Here is an 18148-nt window from a genome sequence, read left to right as displayed (position 1 = left end):
GGGAGGGGTTCCCCGGGCGTCACGCGTCAGGCCGTGGCAGGGGCGGCGGCCGGGGCGGCGGTCTTGCCGAGCAGCGGCGGGAAGTCCGTCATGATCTGGGCGAGCGCCCCCAGATCGGCCTCCACGAGCGCCTGCGGGCCGTCCACGAGGGCCTGCTCGGGCTGCGGATGCACATCGATGATCACCCCGTCGGCGCCCGCCGCGACCGCCGCCCTGGTCAGCGGCAGCACCAGGTCGCGGTGCCCGCCCGAGTGCGACGGGTCCACGACGACCGGCAGGTGCGACAGGCGCTGCGCCACCGGCACCGCCGAGACGTCCAGCGTGTTGCGGGTGGCCGTCTCGAACGTCCGCACGCCCCGCTCGCACAGCACGATGTCGAGGTTGCCGCGCTGGGCGATGTACTCGGCGGCCATCAGCCACTCCTCGATGGTGGCGGTCATGCCGCGCTTGAGCATCACCGGCCGCCCGGCCGCGCCGACGGCCTGCAGCAGCGCGAAGTTCTGCATGTTGCGGGTGCCGATCTGCAGCATGTCGGCGTACGAGGCCACCAGCTCGACGTCGCGGACGTCCAGGACCTCCGTGACGATCGGCAGGCCCGTCTCCGCGCGCACGTCCGCCAGGATGCGCAGGCCCTGCTCACCGAGGCCCTGGAAGGCGTACGGGGAGGTGCGCGGCTTGAACGCGCCCCCGCGCAGCAGCACCGCGCCGGCGGCCTGCGCCATCCTGGCCGCCGCCAGCGTCTGCTGGTGCGTCTCCACCGCGCACGGCCCCGCGATCAGCGTCACGGTGCCGGGGCCGATGGGCACGCCGCCCACGTGCACGGTGGAGCGTTCCGGATGGTTCTCCCTGCTGACCAGCTTGTACGGCGTCGAGACCCGCATGACGTCGCGCACCCCGCCCATGCCCCGCAGGGCGGCGGCGTCGAGCTGCGTCACGTCGCCGACCAGGCCGACGATCGTCCGGCTCACACCCTTGCTGACGAACGCCTCGACTCCGGCCGCCTCGACGACCGACACGATAGCCGCGAGATCGTCCGCGGTGGCCTCCGGGCCCATCACGATCACCATGTGCTGCTTCTCCTTGTCCGGAAAACGCGAAAGGCCCCGGGTCCTGTGCGGACCCGGGGCCTTTCGTTCGCCTGTGTGCTAGCGCAGCGTCACATGGCGAGCGGACTCGGGTCCGTCGCCATACCAAAACAGGAACGCTGCGTGCATAGCCCCAAACAATAGCGCACCGCACCCGCTGCCGAGCCACTCGGCGTGCGATGGCAGGATGGCGTGAGACGCGAGACGGTGAAGGGAGTGTTCGTGGAGGAGTCGCGCCTGCCCCCAGGTCAGTACGTCCCACGCGGCAGGCCCGTGATCCACTACGGTCGCGTGCCCACGTTCAAGCCCGAGACCTGGGACTTCCGCGTCTTCGGCGCGACCGCGTCCGGCGAGGAGCACGCGCTGCGCTGGCCCGAGTTCGAACGGCTGCCGCGCATCACGCGCGTCGAGGACTTCCACTGCGTCACCAAGTTCTCGCTCATGGCCAACGAATGGCGCGGCGTCACCCCGGCCACGATCATGGACATCGCGCCGCCCGACCCCGGCGTGCGCCACGTGATGATCTGGGCCGAGTACGGCTACAGCGCCAACCTGCGCATGTCCGACTTCACCGCGCCCGGCACGCTGTTCGCCCTGGAGCTCGACGAGAAACCGCTCAGCCCCGAGCGCGGCTACCCGGTGCGCATCGTGGTGCCCCACCTGTACGCCTGGAAGAGCGTCAAGTGGGTGCGCGGCATCGAATACCTGCTGGAGGACCGCCGCGGCTTCTGGGAGGAGCGCGGCTACCACAACATCGCCGACCCCTGGCGCGAGCAGCGCTACTCCTACCAGGAGGAACCCGGCGAAGGACCGGACTGATCTCACCGTCCGTTCCCGCCCGCGCACGCTGCGTTTGCGGCTACGGTGTGCCGCATGCCGATCATCGCGTGCGTGGCGCCGCCCGGCGCTCCCGTCCTGCTGGGGGTCCTCCTGCCGGGGGCCTTCGCGCTGGGGTACGCGCTCGCCAGGGCCGCCTGCCGCCGTCAGGCGCCGCCGCGCAGGGCGGACGACGCCACGTTCGCCACGCTCCACGTCGCCGCCATGGCCGCGCCCGCCCTGCGCGCGGGCCTCGACCGCGACTCCGCCCGCAAGGCCGTACGCCACCTGCGCACGCTGCTCGGCACCCGGGCCGTCGCGCTCACCTCGGCGGACGCGGTGCTGGCCGCCGACGGGCCCGGCGCGGGCGGCGTGCTCGGCCACGCCCAGGCCGCCCTGGCCGCCGGGCGGGCGCAGGTCTTCCCCGACGAGCCGTACGGGGCGGTGGTGGTGCCGCTGACCGTGGACGGCACCGTCGTCGGCACGCTGGCCGCGCTCGACGACGAGGTGAGCGCCGCGCTCGTGCGCACCGTCACCGAGGTCGGCCGCTGGGTGTCCGGCCAGCTCGAGCTCGCCGAGCTCGACGCCTCACGCCGGCGCGCCATGGAGGCCGAGATGCGCGCCCTGCGCGCCCAGATCTCCCCGCACTTCGTCTACAACGCGCTCACCACGATCGCCTCGTTCGTCCGGACGAACCCCAGGCGGGCCCGCGAGCTGCTGCTCGACTTCGCCGACTTCTCCCGTTACGCGCTGTGCCGCGCCCACGACTTCACCACCCTGGCCGACGAGCTGACCTGCGTCGACCGCTACCTGCTGCTCGAACGCGCCCGCTTCGGCGACAAGCTGCGCTTCAGCATGCAGGTCGCGCCCGAGGTGCTGCCGGTGCCGGTGCCGTTCCTGTGCCTGCAGCCCCTGGTCGAGAACGCCATCAAGCACGGCATGCGCGGCCGCGGCGAGCCCGGCGAGGTGCGGGTGGTGGTCCGCGACGCCGGGCCGGAGGCGCACATCACGGTCGAGGACGACGGCGCGGGCATGGACCCCGAGGCCGCTCGCCGCCTGCTCGACGAGGACCCCGCCCGCGAGGGCAGCGGCATCGGCCTGGCCAACGTGGACCTGCGCATGCGCCAGATCTACGGCGACGGTTACGGCCTGGTCGTGGAGACGGCGCTCGGCGCGGGCACGAAGGTGCGGCTGCGCGTCCCCAAATTCCACCATCATCTCTCCGTAGTCGAATAATTACGCTATGCTGGTGTGTCTCTTGTGACCTCTGCTTTCATACGACAGCGTGGTGGACATGCTGAGAGTGCTGGCCGTCGACGATGAAGTGCCTGCTCTGGAGGAGCTCGCCTACTTGTTGCGCCAGGACGACCGCATCGAGCACGTCACGACCGCGGCCGACGGCGTCACGGCCCTGCAGGACATGGTGCAGATGATCGGCGGCGGCGAGCGGCTCGACGGCGTGTTCCTGGACATCCGCATGCCCGGTCTCGACGGGCTCGACCTCGCCCGGCTGGTCGGCGGGTTCCCCAGCCCGCCGCGGCTGGTCTTCGTCACGGCCCACGAGGAGTGCGCGGTGCAGGCGTTCGAGCTGGAGGCGGTCGACTACCTCCTCAAACCGGTCAGGGCCGAGCGCCTGTCCGAGGCCGTGCGCAGGCTTGAGGCGGCCACCTGCCCCGCGCCCGAGCCCGGCCAGGACGACGTCATCCCCGTCGAGCTGGGCGGGCGCACCCGGTTCGTGCCACAGCAGGCCGTCTGGTTCGCCGAGGCCAAGGGCGACTACGTACGCCTGCACACCGTCGACGGCAGCTACCTCGTCCGCATGTCGCTCGCCGCCCTCGAGCGGCGCTGGTCCGGCGCCGGGTTCATCCGCATCCACCGCAGCACGCTCGTCTCCGGGCGGCACGTCAGCGAGCTGCGGTTCGAAGGCGGGCGCGTCACGCTCACCGTCGGCACCGAGACCCTCCAGGTCAGCCGCCGCCACAGCCGCCAGGTCCGCGACCAGCTCGTCCGCCAGCACCGCGGCGTGATCCCGTGAGGAGCGTGACGCGTTGAGCGCGCAGCGGCGCGTCGTCGTACGGCGGCGCGCCGCGCTCCGGGGCTCCCGGCGGACGGCCGCGCTCGCCGGTCCCGCCGGTTCCGGCGACTACGGCCTGACCGGTTCCGCCATGTACGGCGTGGCCGGGCACGATGTGCCGGGCGTGCCGGCGATCGTGGGCCTGCAGCTGCGCCAGGCGCTGCGCACCGTGGGCGCCGTCGCCGCCCTGCTCGTCGGCGCCCCCGTGCTGGCCGCCTGGCTGCCCGAGCCGGGCGCGTGGGTGGCGATGTCGGTGGCCGTGCACCTCGCGTGGGTCGGGCTGGCCGTACGCCAGCTCAGACGCGCGGAGCGGCTGGAGCGATGACCGTCGCGGTGCTGACCGGGATCGCGTTCGTGTCGGTCCTGGGCGTGATGGCGGGTGCCGCGAGACCCCGGCGCTCGGTCGGCGTGGCCGACTTCCACGTGGCCGCGAGGACGGTGCCGCCCTGGTGGAACGGCGCCGCCATCACCTCCGAGTCCACCTCCGCCGCCGCCTGCCTCGGCACGGCCGGGCTCATCGCCATCCACGGCTCGCCGATGCTCTGGTATCCGGCGGGTGCGGCGGCCGGGTTCGTCGTCGTGCTGGCGCTGGTGGTCGCGCCGCTGCGGCGGTCGGGGACGTACACGCTGCCCGACTTCGCCGGCTGGCGGCTGCGCTCGGCCCGGCTGCGCCGCTTCACCACCGCCTTCGTGCTGCTCGTCGGGCTGGCGTTCCTGGTCGCGCAGTTCCACGCCGCCGGAGTGGTGGTGCGGCTGCTCACCGGGCTGCCGCCGTGGCTGGGCTGGGCGGCCGTGGCCGGGGCGGCTCTCGCCGTGGCGTACGGCGGCGGCGCGGGCAGCGTCACCAGCGTGCAGGCGTGGCAGTTCTGGCTGAAGCTGGTCGTCTTCCTCGGCGTCGGCCTGGTCTGCTGGTGGGCGGCCGGCTCGTGGCCGGTCCCGTGGCCGGAGGGCGCCTACCGCGCCGGTGGGGCCGGGCTCGCGGGGACGGGCGACCCGTCGCTGCCCGGCGTGCTGGCCGTGCTGCTGGCCTGCGCACTCGGCACGATGGGGCTGCCCCACGTCATCGTGCGCGTCTACACCAGCAAGGACGGCACGGGAGCCCGCCGCTCGATCGTCGCCGCCCAGGCCATGCTGGCCGCCTTCTGCGTGGTGCCGCCCCTGTACGGCGTGCTCGGCCACGTCCACGCCCGCGACGCCGCCGCCGACGAGATCGTGCTCCTGCTGCCCGCCAGGATGGTCCCGGGGGCCGCCGGCGAGCTGCTCACCGGCCTGCTGGCGACCGGGGCGTTCGCGGCCTTCCTGGCGACCGCCGGGGGCGTGCTGGTGGCCGTGGGCGGCGCGGTGGCGGCGTGCGTGCCCGGCGCGGGGGCGCGTGCCTTCCGTACGGCCGTACCGGCGGTCCTGGCGGCCGCGCTCGTCCTCACCGCCGTCTCCATGCCGGGCGTGTCGGTGGCGCTCGTGCTGCTCGGGCTCAGCCTCTCCGCGGCCACGCTCTGTCCGATGCTGGTGCTCGGCATCTGGTGGCGGCGGCTGACCGACGCGGGCGTCGCGGCCGGGTTCGTGCTCGGTGGGGGCGTGACGGGGGCGTTCGTGCTGGGGGAGCAGGTGGGTGTGAATCCGGGCGCGCTGACGTCCTGCCCCGCGCCCGTCGCGGTGCCCGCCGCGTTCGCCGCCATGGTCGTGATTTCCCTGGTCACGCCCGGTCGGCTGCCGCAGGGGGTGGGTTTCATGATGGCCAGGATGCATCTCCCCGAGCGACTCGCGCGCCCCCCTGCCTACCGTTCGTCGCGCCAGGACGACCGCTGGTCGTGAGACCACTCTCCGTATGGCGATGACTACTGACCGCTCAACGAGCTGCCCGTGAAGAGGGTTTCGCCCGCAAGATCGCAACCGTAGTGTTTCGGCATCGGAAGCCATCCCGGCGCATCGGGAGGGACGAGCCGGGGGGCTCACGACAGGCTCGATGCGCCGGCTTCACCGGCGACGCGCAGGTCGCCGCGGCGGCCGGGCCCTTGACCGGGGGTAGGGCCCGCCACGCCGGATCCGTGAAGGGGCGCCCGCGAGGCCGCGCACCAGGGCCCCGCGATCCGGCACGCGGGGGCGGCCGTATCGCGCAAGCGGGCGCCCCTATCACGATCCCGGCGACGCCTTCCGCCCCACCCCGATCGCGGGGGTTCCCGTCTCCCGCGTGCGGGGTTCCCGCCTGCTCACGCTGCTCGCAGCGCCTGCTGCGGTGCATGGTGCTCCCACGTCGTTTGAGCGGATGCGTTGCCCTGCTTCCTCCGCCTGCCGGGGAAAGCGCGCACCGGCGCACCTCGACGTGGTAGCGCTCGCCCTGCTTCCTCCGCCTGCGGGGAAAGCGCGCCGCCCGGCTCTCACCGCCGCCCGCCGGCGGGGTGCCGGGCACCGCCGTCGAAGCCCGTCAGCCGTCGCGGAGTTTCTTCAGCAGGGCGATGTCCTCGGCGTGCTTCGGGGCCTTGCCCGGCGTCTCGATGCAGAGCGGGACCCCCGCCACCGCCGGGTGGCGCATCAGGTCGGCGAACGGCTGGATGCCGATGTGGCCGGCGCCGATGTTCTCGTGGCGGTCCTTTTTGGAGCCGCAGACGTCCTTCGAGTCGTTGGCGTGGATGAGCTTGAGCCGGCCGGGCGCGATGGCGTGCAGCGCGTCGAAGGTCTCCGTCACCCCGCCATCGGCGGCGAGGTCGTGGCCGGCGGCGAAGGCGTGGCAGGTGTCGAGGCAGACCCCGGCGCGCGGATGCCAGTCGAGCTGAGCGAGGTAGGGCTCGAGGTCCTGGACGGTGGCGCACAGCATGGCGCCCTGGCCCGCCATCGGCTCAAGGAGCAGGTCGGGCCCGCCGTCGGGGATCTCGTCGAGCAGCGGCAGCAGGTTTTCGCGCAGCTGGCGCATCGCGTCGTCGCGCGGCTGCGTGACCGCCGAGCCGGTGTGCACGACCACGCCGCGCGCGCCGGTCTGGACGCCGCGCCGCAGCGTGTGGCGGACGATCGCGACGGAGTTGGCCAGCGTCTCGGGGTTGGGCGAGCCGAAGTTGACGAGGTAGGGCAGGTGGATGAACGCCGGGACGCCCGACTCGGCGAGCTTGGCGTCCTCGTCGGGCTTGCCTTCGGTGAGCGCCCACCCGCGCGGGTTGGTGACGAACACCTGGATCATCTCGGCGCCGATCTCGGCCATGTACTTGAGGCCGCCCGTCGCCAGGCCGCCCGTGACGGACACGTGCCCGCCGATCAGGGATGTCACGGTCATGATGGCACCCAGTCTAGGGCCGCCGCCGGACACCTCCGCAGTTCAGCGCCGCCGCGCGAAACCGCGGCGCCCCGGACGTCACGAAGGCCCGGCGATTGGAGCATGACACGAAAAGTGCCCGCGTTCCTGGTCGTCAGTTGGGAGTTCTGGCGGATGGACCGGGCACGGAAGGGCTGTGTGTACTTCTGCCATGGCGCACCCGCACGACGGCAACCTCGCCGCGTTCAACGCCCGGCCCCGGGCCGAGGCCGTGGCGGACCTGCTCACCTGCTGTGCCTCCCCGGCGTTCGCCGAGGAGGTGGCGGCGCGCAGGCCGTACGGCGACCTCGACGACCTGCTCGACACCGCCGCGCGCGCCGTGCGGGACCTCGGCTGGGACGAGGTGCTGCGGGCGCTGAGCGCGCACCCCCGCATCGGCGAGCGCCCGGCGGGGGAGGGGAGACAGGCGGCCTGGTCGCGGCAGGAGCAGTCGGGCGTGCCCGACGCCCTGCGGGCGGCGCTGGCCGACGCCAACCGCGCCTACGAGCGCCGCTTCGGGCACGTCTACCTGGCGTGCGCCACCGGGCTCACCGGCGCGCAACTGCTGGCCAGGCTGGAGGAGCGGCTGGCCAACGACGAGGAGAGCGAGCGCGAGGTCGTCCGCGCGGAACTCGCGGCGATCGCCCGGCTCAGGCTGGCGAAGCTGCTGAAGGAGGAGGGGGCATGAGCCTGTCCACCCACGTGCTCGACGCGGTCACCGGCCGGCCCGCCGCCGGCCTGCGCGTACGGCTCGAACACGACGGCCGGGTGGTGGCCGAGGGCCGCACCGACGACGACGGCCGGATCAAGGGCTGGAACCCGGGCGCCGGGGTGCACCGGCTGGTCTTCGACACCGGGGCGTACCTGGAGGACACCTTCTACCCGGAGGTCGTCGTCACCTTCACCGTGGCCGACCCGGCCGCGCACCATCACGTGCCGCTGCTGCTCAGCCCGTACGCCTACAGCACGTACCGAGGGAGCTAGATGACCGTCAAGCTCGGCGCCAACCGCTACGGAAAGGCGGAGACCAGGCTCGTTCACGTGGTCAAGGACGGCCCGGTGCACCACCTCAAGGACGTCAACGTCAGCATCTCCCTGTCGGGCGACATGGAGGCCGTGCACCTGACCGGTGACAACGCCGCCGTGCTGCCCACCGACACGCAGAAGAACACCGTCTACGCCTTCGCACGCAAGTACGGAATCGGCCAGATCGAGGTGTTCGCGCAGCGGCTGGCCACGCACTTCGTGGCGACGCAGGAGGCCATCAGGCACGCCAGGGTGGAGATCGAGGAGTACGGCTGGCGGCGGCAGGGCCCGCACTCGTTCGTCCGCGACGGCGGTGAGGTGCGCACCTGCCTGATCCACCACGACGAGGACGGCCGCACCACGGTCGTGTCGGGACTGAAGGACCTGGTGGTGCTGAACACGACCGGCTCGGAGTTCCACGGCTTCGCCGTCGACGGGTACACCACGCTGGAGCCCACCACCGACCGCATCCTCGCCACCGCGGTCCACGCCCGATGGCGGCACGCCGGCGAGCCCGCCTCGTACGGGACGTCGTACGCCCAGGTCAGGCAGGCCCTGCTGGACGCCTTCGCGAACACGCACAGCCGCTCGCTGCAGCAGACCCTGTACGCCATGGGCGAGCGCACGCTGCTGACCTGCGAGGGGGTCTGCGAGATCCGGCTGGCCCTGCCCAACAAGCACCACTTCGCGGTGGACCTGTCGCCGTTCGGCCTGACCAACGACAACGAGGTCTTCTACGCCGCCGACCGCCCGTACGGGCTGATCGAGGGCGGCGTGCTGCGCGAGGACGCACCCGACGCCGGATTCGCCTGGGAGTAGACGCGATGGACTTCTTGCGCCCCACGACGTGGGAGGAGGCGCTGGCCGCCAAGGCGGACCGGCCCGACGCGGTGCCCATCCAGGGCGGCACCGACGTGATGGTGGAGATCAATTTCGGCGTGCGCAGGCCGGCCGCGCTGCTCGACCTCAACCGGGTGGCCGAGCTGCGCGAGTGGTCGATGACCGGGGACGCGTGCCGGCTGGGGGCCGGGGTGCCGTACGCGGTGATCGTCGACCGGCTCGGCGGCGAGCTGCCGGGCCTGGCGCAGGCCGCGCGGACGGTCGGCTCGCCGCAGATCCGCAACCGCGGCTCGGTCGGCGGGAACCTCGGCGCGGCCTCGCCCGCGGGCGACAGCCACCCGCCGCTGCTCGCCACGGGCGCGACGGTCGAGGTGGAGTCGCGCGACCGCGGCGTACGGATGATCCCGGCCGACGAGTTCTACCTCGGCGTCAAGCGCAGCGCGCTGGAGCCGGACGAGCTGATCAGGGCCGTGCACGTGCCGCGCGCCACGGGACCCCAGTACTTCTCCAAGGTCGGCACCCGCAACGCCATGGTGATCGCGGTGTGCTCGTTCGCGGTCGCGCTGCATCCGCGGGAGCGGCGGGTCGGCACCGGGATCGGCTCGGCCGCGCCCACCCCGCGCCGCGCCCTGGAGGCCGAGGAGCTGCTGGCCGCCGAGCTCGACTGGGACGCGCCGCTCGATCCCGCGCTGGCCCGGCGGTTCGGCGAGCTGTGCGCGCGGGCCGCCGCCCCGATCGACGACGTGCGCGGCAGCGCCGCCTACCGGGTGCACGCCATCGGCGTGCTGGCCCGCCGCACGCTCGCCTGGGCGTGGAACGACCACCTGGGAAGGAGGGCGGCCTGATGCGCGTCACGTTCACCGTCAACGGCCGCGAGGAGAGCGCCGAGGACGTCTGGGAGGGCGAGAGCCTGCTGTACGTGCTGCGCGAACGGCTCGGCCTGCCCGGCGCCAAGAACGCCTGCGAGCAGGGCGAGTGCGGCTCCTGCACGGTCTACCTCGACGACGTGCCGGTCTGCGCCTGCCTGGTGGCGGCCGGCCAGGCGGAGGGGCGGCAGGTGCGCACCGTGGAGGGCCTGGCCGAGGGCGACCGCCTCGACCCGGTGCAGGAGGCGTTCGCCGAGAGCGGGGCCGTGCAGTGCGGCTTCTGCACGCCGGGGCTCATCGTCCAGGCGCACGACCTGCTCGAACGCGTCCCGCACCCGTCGGACGCGGAGATCAGGGAGGCGCTGGCGGGCAACCTGTGCCGGTGCACCGGCTACGAGAAGATCCTCGACGCCGTACGCCTGGCCGCCGAGCGCAAGGCGGCGCCGTGACGCTGATCATCGACAACGTCCGCATCGCGCCCGTCTCCGGCCCCGAGATCCCCTCCGGCCACATCACGATCGAGGGCGACACGATCGCCGGGCTGGGCCCCGGCCCCGCGCCCGCCGCGCCGGGCGCCGAGCGCATCGACGGCGCGGGCTGCCTGGCCACCCCCGGCCTGGTCAACACCCACCACCACCTCTACCAGTGGGCCTCGCAGGGCCTGGCCCAGGACGCCACCCTCTTCGAATGGCTCGTGGCGCTCTACGAGGTGTGGGCCGCCATGGACGCCGAGGTCGTCGAGGGCGCCGCCACGGCCGCGCTCGGCTGGCTGGCGCTGTCGGGCTGCACCACCTCCAGCGACCACCACTACATCTTCCCCAAGGGCCGGGGCGACCTGCTGGCCGCCGAGATCGAGGCCGCCCGCGCGATCGGGCTGCGCTTCCACCCGGCGCGCGGCTCCATGGACCGGGGCCGCTCGCAGGGCGGTCTGCCGCCGGACGAGGTGGTCGAGGAGCTGGACGACATCCTGGCCGCCACCGCCGAGGCCGTGGACGCCCACCACGACCCGTCGCGCTCCTCCATGCTGCGGGTGGCGGTCGCGCCGTGCTCGCCGTTCTCGGCCAGCGGCGCGCTGATGACCGAGTCCGCCGCGCTGGCCAGGGACAAGGGCGTACGCCTGCACACCCATCTCGCCGAGACCCTCGACGAGGACGAGCACTGCCTGGAGCAGTTCGGGCTGCGGCCCGTGGACTACATGGAGAAGCTGGGCTGGCTCGGGCCCGACGTGTGGTTCGCGCACACCGTGCACCTGAGCGACGCCGACATCGGCAAGCTCGCCGCCACCGGCACCGGCTCGGCACACTGTCCCTCGTCCAACGGGCGGCTCGGCGCGGGCATCGCGCGGGTGTCGGAGATGCTGCGGCGCGGCGCGAACGTCGGGCTCGGCGTGGACGGCAGCGCCTCGTCCGAGCTGACCCCGATGGCCGGGGAGATGCGGCAGGCCCTGCTGTTCCAGCGCGCCCGCTACGGACCGCGCGCCCTGACCGCCGCGCAGGCGCTGGAGCTGGCCACGCTGGGCGGCGCGCGCAACCTCGGCAGGCAGGACGAGCTGGGCACGCTGGAGCCCGGCAAGCTGGCCGACGTCGTGCTCTGGCGAGTCGGCGGGCCGTTTCACGCCGCCGTCACCGACCCGGTCTGCGCGCTCGTCTTCGGGCCGCCTCCGCCGGTCGAGCTGGTGCTGGTCGGCGGACGTACGGTGGTCGCCGGCGGCGAGCTGCGCACGGTCGCCCAGGACGCGGCGGGACGGGCGGGCGCCGAGGCGCATCGCCGGCTGCTGCGGCTGGCCGCGGAACGCGGAGTCGCCGCCGCCCGCCGAATCCACGACGACTAATGTGGAGATATCCGGACGATCAGGAAAGGCGGTCCCGTGTCGGCGGAACTCCCAGACGAGCGGCTGGCGGAGCTCAAGAGCACCTTCGCGGCCATCGACACCGACGGCGACGGCTACATCACCGAGGCCGAGTTCAAAGCGCACTTCCCCGACCTGCCGGCGGAGGCGCTCGGGGCGATGAGCCAGGAGGCCGACTCCGACCAGGACGGGCGCTACTCCCTGGAGGAGTTCATCCGCACCCTCTCCTGACGGGCCACCCGCCTGCCGTCCCCGCCGCACCCCGCTCGGGGCGGGGCCCCGTGCGCGGAAAGCGCCGGGGTGCCGGTGCTCCCGCCCCTGGCTGGTACGCGAGCGGGCCGATGCGCCCCTGCTCCGAAAGCGCCTGGGCCGGCGCTTCGCCCCGCCCGGCGCGCGAGCGGGCTGCGTCCCCGCTTCGAAGAGGCCGGGGCGCCGGTGCTCCCGCCTCTGCCCGGCGCGCGAGCGGGCTGCGTCCCCGCTTCGGAGAGGCCGGGGGACCGGTGCTTCCGCCCCTGCCCGGCGCGCGAGCGGGCTGCGTCCCCGCTTCGGAGAGGCCGGGGGACCGGTGCTTCCGCCCCTGCCCGGCGCGCGAGCCGGGCGGGGCGGGATGTGATGATGAGTCACGCCTTCCTGCCCGCTCGCACCGGGCAGGAAGGCGTGTCAGCACATTCTTCATCATCAGGTGGGAGTTCGTAGTGGTTCAGCACGTACTGGTGGCCCCCGACAAGTTCAAGGGCTCGCTGACGGCCGCCGAGGTCGCCTCCCACGTCTCGGCGGGCCTCGGCGTGCCCACGGTGGAGCTGCCGGTGGCCGACGGCGGCGACGGCACCGTGGACGCGGCCGTGGCGAGCGGCTACAGCCGGATCACGATCGAGGCCACCGGGCCGACCGGGCGGCCCGTCTCCGCCTCGTACGCCTGGCATCCCACCGGCACCGCCGTGGTCGAGCTGGCGGAGGCCTCCGGGCTGCGCCGCCTGCCGGGCGAGCGCGAGCCGCTGACCGCCACCAGCCGGGGCACCGGCGAACTGATCGCCGACGCCGTACGCCGCGGCGCGAAGCGGGTCGTGCTCGGCCTGGGCGGCAGCGCCTGCACCGACGGCGGCGCGGGCCTGGCGCAGGCGCTCGGCGCCCGGTTCCTCGACGCGGAAGGCAACGACCTGCCCCCCGGCGGGGCCGCGCTCAAGAAGCTCGACCGCATCGACATGTCGGGCTTCCTCGACATCTCGGGCGTCGAGTTCGTGGTCGCGAGCGACGTGGACAACCCGCTGCTCGGCCCGCACGGCGCCGCCGCCGTCTACGGCCCGCAAAAGGGCGCGACCCCCGACGACGTCAAGACGCTGGAGGCCGGCCTCGCACGCCTGGCCGCCATCGCCACCGCCACCCACGGGCTGATGGGCGCTGTCGAACACGACGACGTGCCCCGGGCGATGGGCGTGGCGGGCGCGCCGGGCGCGGGCGCGGCGGGCGGCGTCGGGTTCGCCGCGCTCGCCTTCCTGCACGCCGAGCTGCGTCCCGGCATCGACTACCTGCTCGACCTGCTCGGCTTCGACGCCCACGCCGAGGGCGCCCGCCTGGTGATCACCGGCGAGGGCTCGCTGGACGAGCAGACGCTGCGCGGCAAGGCCCCCGCGGGCGTCGCGCGGGGGGCCGCGCGGGCGGGAGTGCCGGTGGTGGCGGTCTGCGGGCGTACCACGCTCTCGGCATCCGACCTGAAGGCCGCCGGCATCGAGGCCGCGTACGCGCTGACCGACATCGAGCCCGACCCCGCCCGCTGCATGGCCGAGGCGGGACCGCTGCTCGAACGGCTCGCGGCCAGGATCGCCGCAGAACGCCTCACGGAGGGCGCATGACACCGTACGACCTGGTCGTCCGATCCCGCAGGACCGTCACGCCCGAGGGGGAGCGGGCCCTGGCCGTCGCCGTGCGCGGCGAGCGCATCGCCGCGCTGCACGACCACGCCGAGCCGCTCGCCGCCGCCGAGGACGTCGACCTGCGGGATCTGGTGCTGCTGCCCGGCCTGGTCGACAGCCACGTCCACGTCAACGAGCCCGGCCGCACCCACTGGGAGGGCTTCGCCTGCGCCACCAGGGCCGCCGCGGCGGGAGGCGTCACGACGATCGTGGACATGCCGCTCAACAGCCTGCCGCCCACGGTCAGCACCGAGGCGCTGGAGATCAAGCTGCGTGCCGCCGAGGGCCAGTGCCACGTGGACACCGCGTTCTGGGGCGGCGCGATCCCGGGCAACCTCAAGGAGCTGCGGCCCCTGCACGAGCGCGGCGTGCGCGGCTTCAAGTGCTTCCTGTCGCCGTCGGGGGTCGAGGAGTTCCCGCCGCTGAGCGCGGGCGAGCTGCGGCAGGCCATGACGGAGGTGGCCGGATTCGGCGGGCTGATGGTGGTGCACGCCGAGGACCCGGCGCTGCTGGGCGAGCCGGACGGGCCCGGCTACCGCGCGTTCCTCGACTCGCGGCCGGGCGCGGCCGAACGCAGCGCCGTCGAGCACGTCGTCCGGCTGGCCGCCGAGACCGGCTGCCGGGTGCACATCCTGCACGTCTCCAGCGCCGAGTGCCTCGACGTGCTGGAGGCCGCCAGAGCCGAGGGCGTGCCGGTCTCGGCCGAGACCTGCCCCCACTACCTCACGCTGACCGCCGAGCAGGTGCCCGAGGGCGAGACGGCGTACAAGTGCTGCCCGCCCATCCGCTCCGCGCGCAACCGCGACCTGCTGTGGGACGGGCTGGCCAGGGGAGTGCTGAGCTGCGTGGTGTCCGACCACTCGCCGTCCACCGCCGACCTCAAGGTGCCCGACTTCGCCGCCGCGTGGGGCGGCATCGCCTCGCTCCAGCTCGGGCTGGCCGCCGTCTGGACCGAGGCGGCGCGCAGGGGCCACACCCCGTCGGACGTGGCCCGCTGGATGTCCGCCGCGCCCGCCGAGCTGGCCGGCCTGTCCGGCAAGGGCGCGATCGCGGCCGGCAACGACGCCGACCTCGTCGCGTTCGACCCCGACGCCGAGACCGTCGTCGACGCGGCCCGCCTGCACCACAAGAACCCCGTCACGCCCTACCACGGCCGCACGCTCAAGGGCGCCGTCCTGACCACCTGGCTGCGCGGCCGCCCCGTGGACGGCGAGCCGCACGGACGATTCCTGCTGGGAGCGCGATAGATGGCCGACTTCACCCGTCTGCCCGACCTGGCCCTGCGCACGTACGGCGGCTCGGTCGTGGCCGCGAGCGACGAGTCGTTCGCCGAGAAGGAGAGCCTGATCAAGCCGGGCCGCCCCGGCTTCCAACCGGAGACGTTCGGCAACAAGGGCCAGGTGTACGACGGCTGGGAGACCCGCCGCCGCCGCGAGCCCGGCCACGACTGGGCGCTGGTACGCCTCGGCATGCCCGGCGTGATCCGCGGCGTGGTGATCGACACGGCCTGGTTCAAGGGCAACTACCCGCCGCACGCCTCCGTCGAGGCCGCATCCGTGCCCGGCCACCCGTCGCCCGGCGAGGTGCTCGACGCGTCCTGGACCGAGATCGTGCCGCTGTCGCAGCTCAGGGGCGACCGCGAGCACTTCTTCCCCGTCGCCGACGACACCCGCTACACCCACGTACGGCTCAACATCCACCCCGACGGCGGCGTGGCCAGGCTGCGCGTGCACGGCGAGGCGCGTCCCGACCTGTCCGTCTACGACGGGCTCGGCTTCGACCTCGCCGCACTCGCCAACGGCGGGCTGGTCACCGCCTGCTCCGACGAGTTCTACTCATCGCCCAACAACGTCATCGCGCCCGGCCTGGCCCGCCACCAGGCCGAAGGCTGGGAGACCGCGCGGCGGCGCGGCGGCGGCAACGACTGGCTCGTCATCCGGCTCGCCGGGCGCGGCGTCATCAGGCTCGCCGAGATCGACACCACGAACCTGCTGTACAACGCGCCCGCGGCGGTCTCGCTCACCGGCATCGACGGCGACCGCGAGGTGGAGTTGCTGCCCAAGACGCCGCTGCAGCCCGACACGCCGCACCGCTTCCGCCTCGACGGCGACACGCCGGTCACGCACGTGCGCGTGGACATCCACCCGGACGGAGGGCTGGCCCGCGTACGGCTGCACGGCCACCTGGCCTGACTCACCGGCACCCCGGCCGCGCTCCTCAGGGCCGGCCGGGGCCGCGTCAGCGCCGGAGCCGGTGCCGGAGCCGGAGCCGGTGCCGGAGCCGGTGCCGGAGTCAGTGCCAGAGGATGACCGTGCTGCCCGGCGGGCGCTCGCTGTTGGGCAGCGGCCGCTGGAACTGCACCACGGGGGCGTTGGCCAGCCGCTGCACGCGTACGCGGAAGCCCAGCGCCTCCAGCTCGGACTTGGCGTCGTTGACGTTCTTGCCGATCACCCCGGGCACCATGGCGAACTGCTGGTCGTCGCGGGCCTCGTTGTCGCCGTTCCTGAACCAGTCCAAGAACGGCGTCTGGCAGCGCGCCACCGTGATCATCGCGGGCGCGCCCCTGTCCACCTCGGCCTTGGCCTTCGGCGACTGGGCGATGACCGTGCACGGCTCGGCGTCGTCGTCGACCTCGTTGACCTGCACCTGGAAGCCCTGCGAGCCGAGGAACTGGGCCGCCTCGTCCTTCGGCATGCCGGACACGTCGGGCATGGTCAGCCCGGCGCTGACGAAGATGTTGACCTTCGCGCTCTTCCTGACCCGCTCGCCCACCTGCGGCGAAGTGCGGATCACCTTGTCACGCTCGACCTGCTGGTTGGGCTGGCGCTTGACGGTGCCGACGGTCAGCCCGGCCTTGGCGATGGCGGCCCGGGCGTCGTTGCCGCTCATGCCGGTCACGTTGGGCACCACGATGCGCTCGGGGCCGAGGGAGAGCGTCAGCGTGACCGTCGTGCCCTTCTCCAGCTCGGTGTTCGCCGCCGGGTCGCTGCTCAGCACCAGGCCCTCGGCCACCTTCTCGTCGTACTGGCTCTCGCCCTTGCGCGCCTTCAGCCCGGCGTTCGCCAGGTCCTTCTCGGCCAGCGCCAGGTCCTTGCCCACGACGTCGGGCACCTTGACCTGCTCGGGCAGCGAGAAGTACCAGCCGGTCAGGCCCACCGCGATCACCATCACCGCGGCCAGGCCGGCCAGGAACAAGCTCGGACGGAACCGGCGCCGCGGCTCGGGCTGGGCCACCTCCATCCGCGGCTGGATCAGCGTGTGGGCCGGCGCCGCGTGCGGCACCGACGGAGCCGAGTGGACGGAGTGCGCCTGCCGACCCGACGGGGCCGGGGTGTCCGGCTGGATGGCCGTGAGCGCCGCCGTCTGCTGCGAGTGGAACGCCGCCATGCCCGGCAGCGAGGCCGTGCCCGGCGGGATCGACGTCTGCGGCAGCACGCGGTGCGCCTCGACCGCCGCCACCAGCATCGCGGTCGCGTCGGCCGGCCGGTCGTCCGGCTCGCGGGCCGTCGCGCTCGCCACCAGCCGGTCGATCAGATGCGGGACGTCGGGGCAGATCGACGACGGCGGGGGAACGGTGTCGTGGACGTGCCGGTAGGCCACCGACATCGGGGTGTCACCGGAGTACGGCTGCTGCCCGGTCACCAGCTCGAACAGCATGATGCCGGCGGCGTAGACGTCGCTGCGCACGTCGGCGGCGCCGGTCAGCACCTGCTCGGGCGCCATGTAGCCGATCGTGCCGATCAGCATGCCGGTGCGGGTCTGGTTGGTCGCCTCGATCGCCCTGGCCAGACCGAAGTCGACGACCTTGACCCGGCCGTCGTCGGTCATCAGGACGTTCTCCGGCTTGACGTCGCGGTGCACCATGCCGGCCTGATGGGCCGCGCCCAGGGCGGCCAGCACCGGGATGAGGATCTCCAGCGCCTCGCGGGCCGGCAGGCGGCCGCGTTCGCGCAGGATGTCGCGCAGCGTGCGGCCGGGGACGTACTCCATCGACAGGTAGACGACGTCGTTGTCGGTGCCCTGATCGAAGACGGCCACCACGTTGGGGTGTGACAGGCTGGCGACCGACTTCGCCTCGCCGATGAACCTCCTGACGAACGCAGGGTCCTCGGCGAGCGAGCGATGCATGACCTTCAGCGCGACGGTCCGGTCGAGCCGGACGTCCAGCGCGAGATAGACGGTCGCCATACCGCCCCGGGCGATCCGGCCCTCGATGCGGTAACGCCCATCGAGGAGCCGCCCGACCAGGGGGTCCGCAGTCGTCGTGTCCACCCCGCTGAGTTTACGGGCGATTTGCCACCGGGATGGCCTTGCCGCCCGAAACCGATGCGGAGACGTTCCCGTCCGCACCGCCGCGGGGATGCCGATGTGGCCCCGGCGTGTCGCCGGGGCGCACGAAACG

Annotated in this window: 18 protein-coding genes; 15 read left to right on the top strand and 3 right to left on the bottom strand. The window is 73.6% G+C overall.

The annotated features are described in order from the left end of the window. Window positions 1-26: 26 nt before the first annotated feature. On the bottom strand, window positions 27-1067 hold the full coding sequence (aroF, locus tag WBK31_RS22585; protein ID WP_378787705.1) for a 3-deoxy-7-phosphoheptulonate synthase: 1041 nt from the start codon (window positions 1065-1067) through the stop codon (window positions 27-29). A 240-nt stretch (window positions 1068-1307) separates the two neighbouring features. Between aroF and WBK31_RS22580 the strand changes: the two genes are divergently transcribed. From WBK31_RS22580 to WBK31_RS22560, 5 genes are read left to right on the top strand one after another with little or no spacing between them, the layout of a single operon-like run. After that, on the top strand, window positions 1308-1904 hold the full coding sequence (locus WBK31_RS22580) for a molybdopterin-dependent oxidoreductase (RefSeq protein WP_364057518.1): 597 nt from the start codon (window positions 1308-1310) through the stop codon (window positions 1902-1904). Window positions 1905-1958: 54 nt separating this feature from the next. Beyond that, window positions 1959-3137 carry a histidine kinase gene (locus WBK31_RS22575; protein ID WP_364055084.1) on the top strand — a complete coding sequence of 393 codons (1179 nt, stop codon included), beginning with the start codon at window positions 1959-1961 and terminating at the stop codon, window positions 3135-3137. A 58-nt stretch (window positions 3138-3195) separates the two neighbouring features. Continuing rightward, window positions 3196-3936: a LytTR family DNA-binding domain-containing protein gene (locus WBK31_RS22570; protein WP_364055081.1), complete on the top strand. Its 741-nt coding sequence runs from the start codon at window positions 3196-3198 to the stop codon at window positions 3934-3936. 13 nt (window positions 3937-3949) lie between these two features. Then, complete coding sequence (locus WBK31_RS22565; protein WP_364055078.1) at window positions 3950-4300, top strand: hypothetical protein; 351 nt, start codon at window positions 3950-3952, stop codon at window positions 4298-4300. Continuing rightward, window positions 4297-5787: a sodium:solute symporter family transporter gene (locus tag WBK31_RS22560; protein ID WP_364055075.1), complete on the top strand. Its 1491-nt coding sequence runs from the start codon at window positions 4297-4299 to the stop codon at window positions 5785-5787. Before WBK31_RS22565 ends, WBK31_RS22560 begins: the two co-directional genes overlap by 4 nt. A gap of 610 nt (window positions 5788-6397) precedes the next feature. Here the strand turns inward: WBK31_RS22560 and WBK31_RS22555 are convergent. After that, window positions 6398-7237 carry a deoxyribonuclease IV gene (locus tag WBK31_RS22555; protein WP_364055072.1) on the bottom strand — a complete coding sequence of 280 codons (840 nt, stop codon included), beginning with the start codon at window positions 7235-7237 and terminating at the stop codon, window positions 6398-6400. A gap of 190 nt (window positions 7238-7427) precedes the next feature. Here WBK31_RS22555 and uraD point away from each other — a divergent pair, with 190 nt between their 5' ends. The 10 genes from uraD to alc all read left to right on the top strand — a co-directional run bounded on the left by uraD (window position 7428) and on the right by alc (window position 15938). Beyond that, complete coding sequence (gene uraD / locus WBK31_RS22550) at window positions 7428-7943, top strand: 2-oxo-4-hydroxy-4-carboxy-5-ureidoimidazoline decarboxylase (protein WP_364055069.1); 516 nt, start codon at window positions 7428-7430, stop codon at window positions 7941-7943. Further along, window positions 7940-8239, top strand: a complete 300-nt coding sequence (gene uraH, locus WBK31_RS22545; protein WP_364055066.1) for a hydroxyisourate hydrolase — start codon at window positions 7940-7942, stop codon at window positions 8237-8239. The genes uraD and uraH overlap by 4 nt, the downstream gene beginning before the upstream one ends. Further along, window positions 8240-9100 carry a factor-independent urate hydroxylase gene (gene pucL / locus WBK31_RS22540; protein ID WP_364055063.1) on the top strand — a complete coding sequence of 287 codons (861 nt, stop codon included), beginning with the start codon at window positions 8240-8242 and terminating at the stop codon, window positions 9098-9100. Window positions 9101-9105: 5 nt separating this feature from the next. Then, window positions 9106-9966: an FAD binding domain-containing protein gene (locus WBK31_RS22535; RefSeq protein WP_364055060.1), complete on the top strand. Its 861-nt coding sequence runs from the start codon at window positions 9106-9108 to the stop codon at window positions 9964-9966. Further along, on the top strand, window positions 9966-10436 hold the full coding sequence (locus tag WBK31_RS22530) for a (2Fe-2S)-binding protein (protein ID WP_364055057.1): 471 nt from the start codon (window positions 9966-9968) through the stop codon (window positions 10434-10436). The genes WBK31_RS22535 and WBK31_RS22530 overlap by 1 nt, the downstream gene beginning before the upstream one ends. Then, window positions 10433-11818, top strand: a complete 1386-nt coding sequence (locus WBK31_RS22525; RefSeq protein ID WP_364055054.1) for an 8-oxoguanine deaminase — start codon at window positions 10433-10435, stop codon at window positions 11816-11818. Before WBK31_RS22530 ends, WBK31_RS22525 begins: the two co-directional genes overlap by 4 nt. 36 nt (window positions 11819-11854) lie before the next feature. Continuing rightward, a complete protein-coding gene (locus tag WBK31_RS22520; RefSeq protein ID WP_364055051.1) occupies window positions 11855-12067 on the top strand; it encodes an EF-hand domain-containing protein in 213 nt (70 codons plus the stop codon). Between the two features lie 464 nt (window positions 12068-12531). Next, window positions 12532-13686, top strand: coding sequence for a glycerate kinase (locus WBK31_RS22515; RefSeq protein ID WP_364055048.1), 1155 nt, complete (start codon window positions 12532-12534; stop codon window positions 13684-13686). Next, window positions 13683-14993, top strand: coding sequence for an allantoinase AllB (gene allB, locus WBK31_RS22510; protein WP_364055045.1), 1311 nt, complete (start codon window positions 13683-13685; stop codon window positions 14991-14993). Before WBK31_RS22515 ends, allB begins: the two co-directional genes overlap by 4 nt. Next, window positions 14994-15938 (top strand): allantoicase, encoded by a 945-nt coding sequence (gene alc / locus WBK31_RS22505; protein WP_364055042.1) that lies wholly within the window; start codon window positions 14994-14996, stop codon window positions 15936-15938. A gap of 100 nt (window positions 15939-16038) precedes the next feature. On the opposite strand, the gene pknB is transcribed toward alc, so the two are convergent. Next, window positions 16039-18018 (bottom strand): Stk1 family PASTA domain-containing Ser/Thr kinase, encoded by a 1980-nt coding sequence (pknB, locus tag WBK31_RS22500; protein ID WP_406673083.1) that lies wholly within the window; start codon window positions 18016-18018, stop codon window positions 16039-16041. Window positions 18019-18148 lie beyond the last annotated feature (130 nt).

The sequence above is a fragment of the Nonomuraea sp. N2-4H genome (assembly GCF_045291505.1).
GTDB lineage: Bacteria > Actinomycetota > Actinomycetes > Streptosporangiales > Streptosporangiaceae > Nonomuraea > Nonomuraea fastidiosa.
The sequence above is the reverse complement of the archived record's forward strand: the minus strand, read 5'-3'. Positions and strand labels throughout refer to the sequence as shown.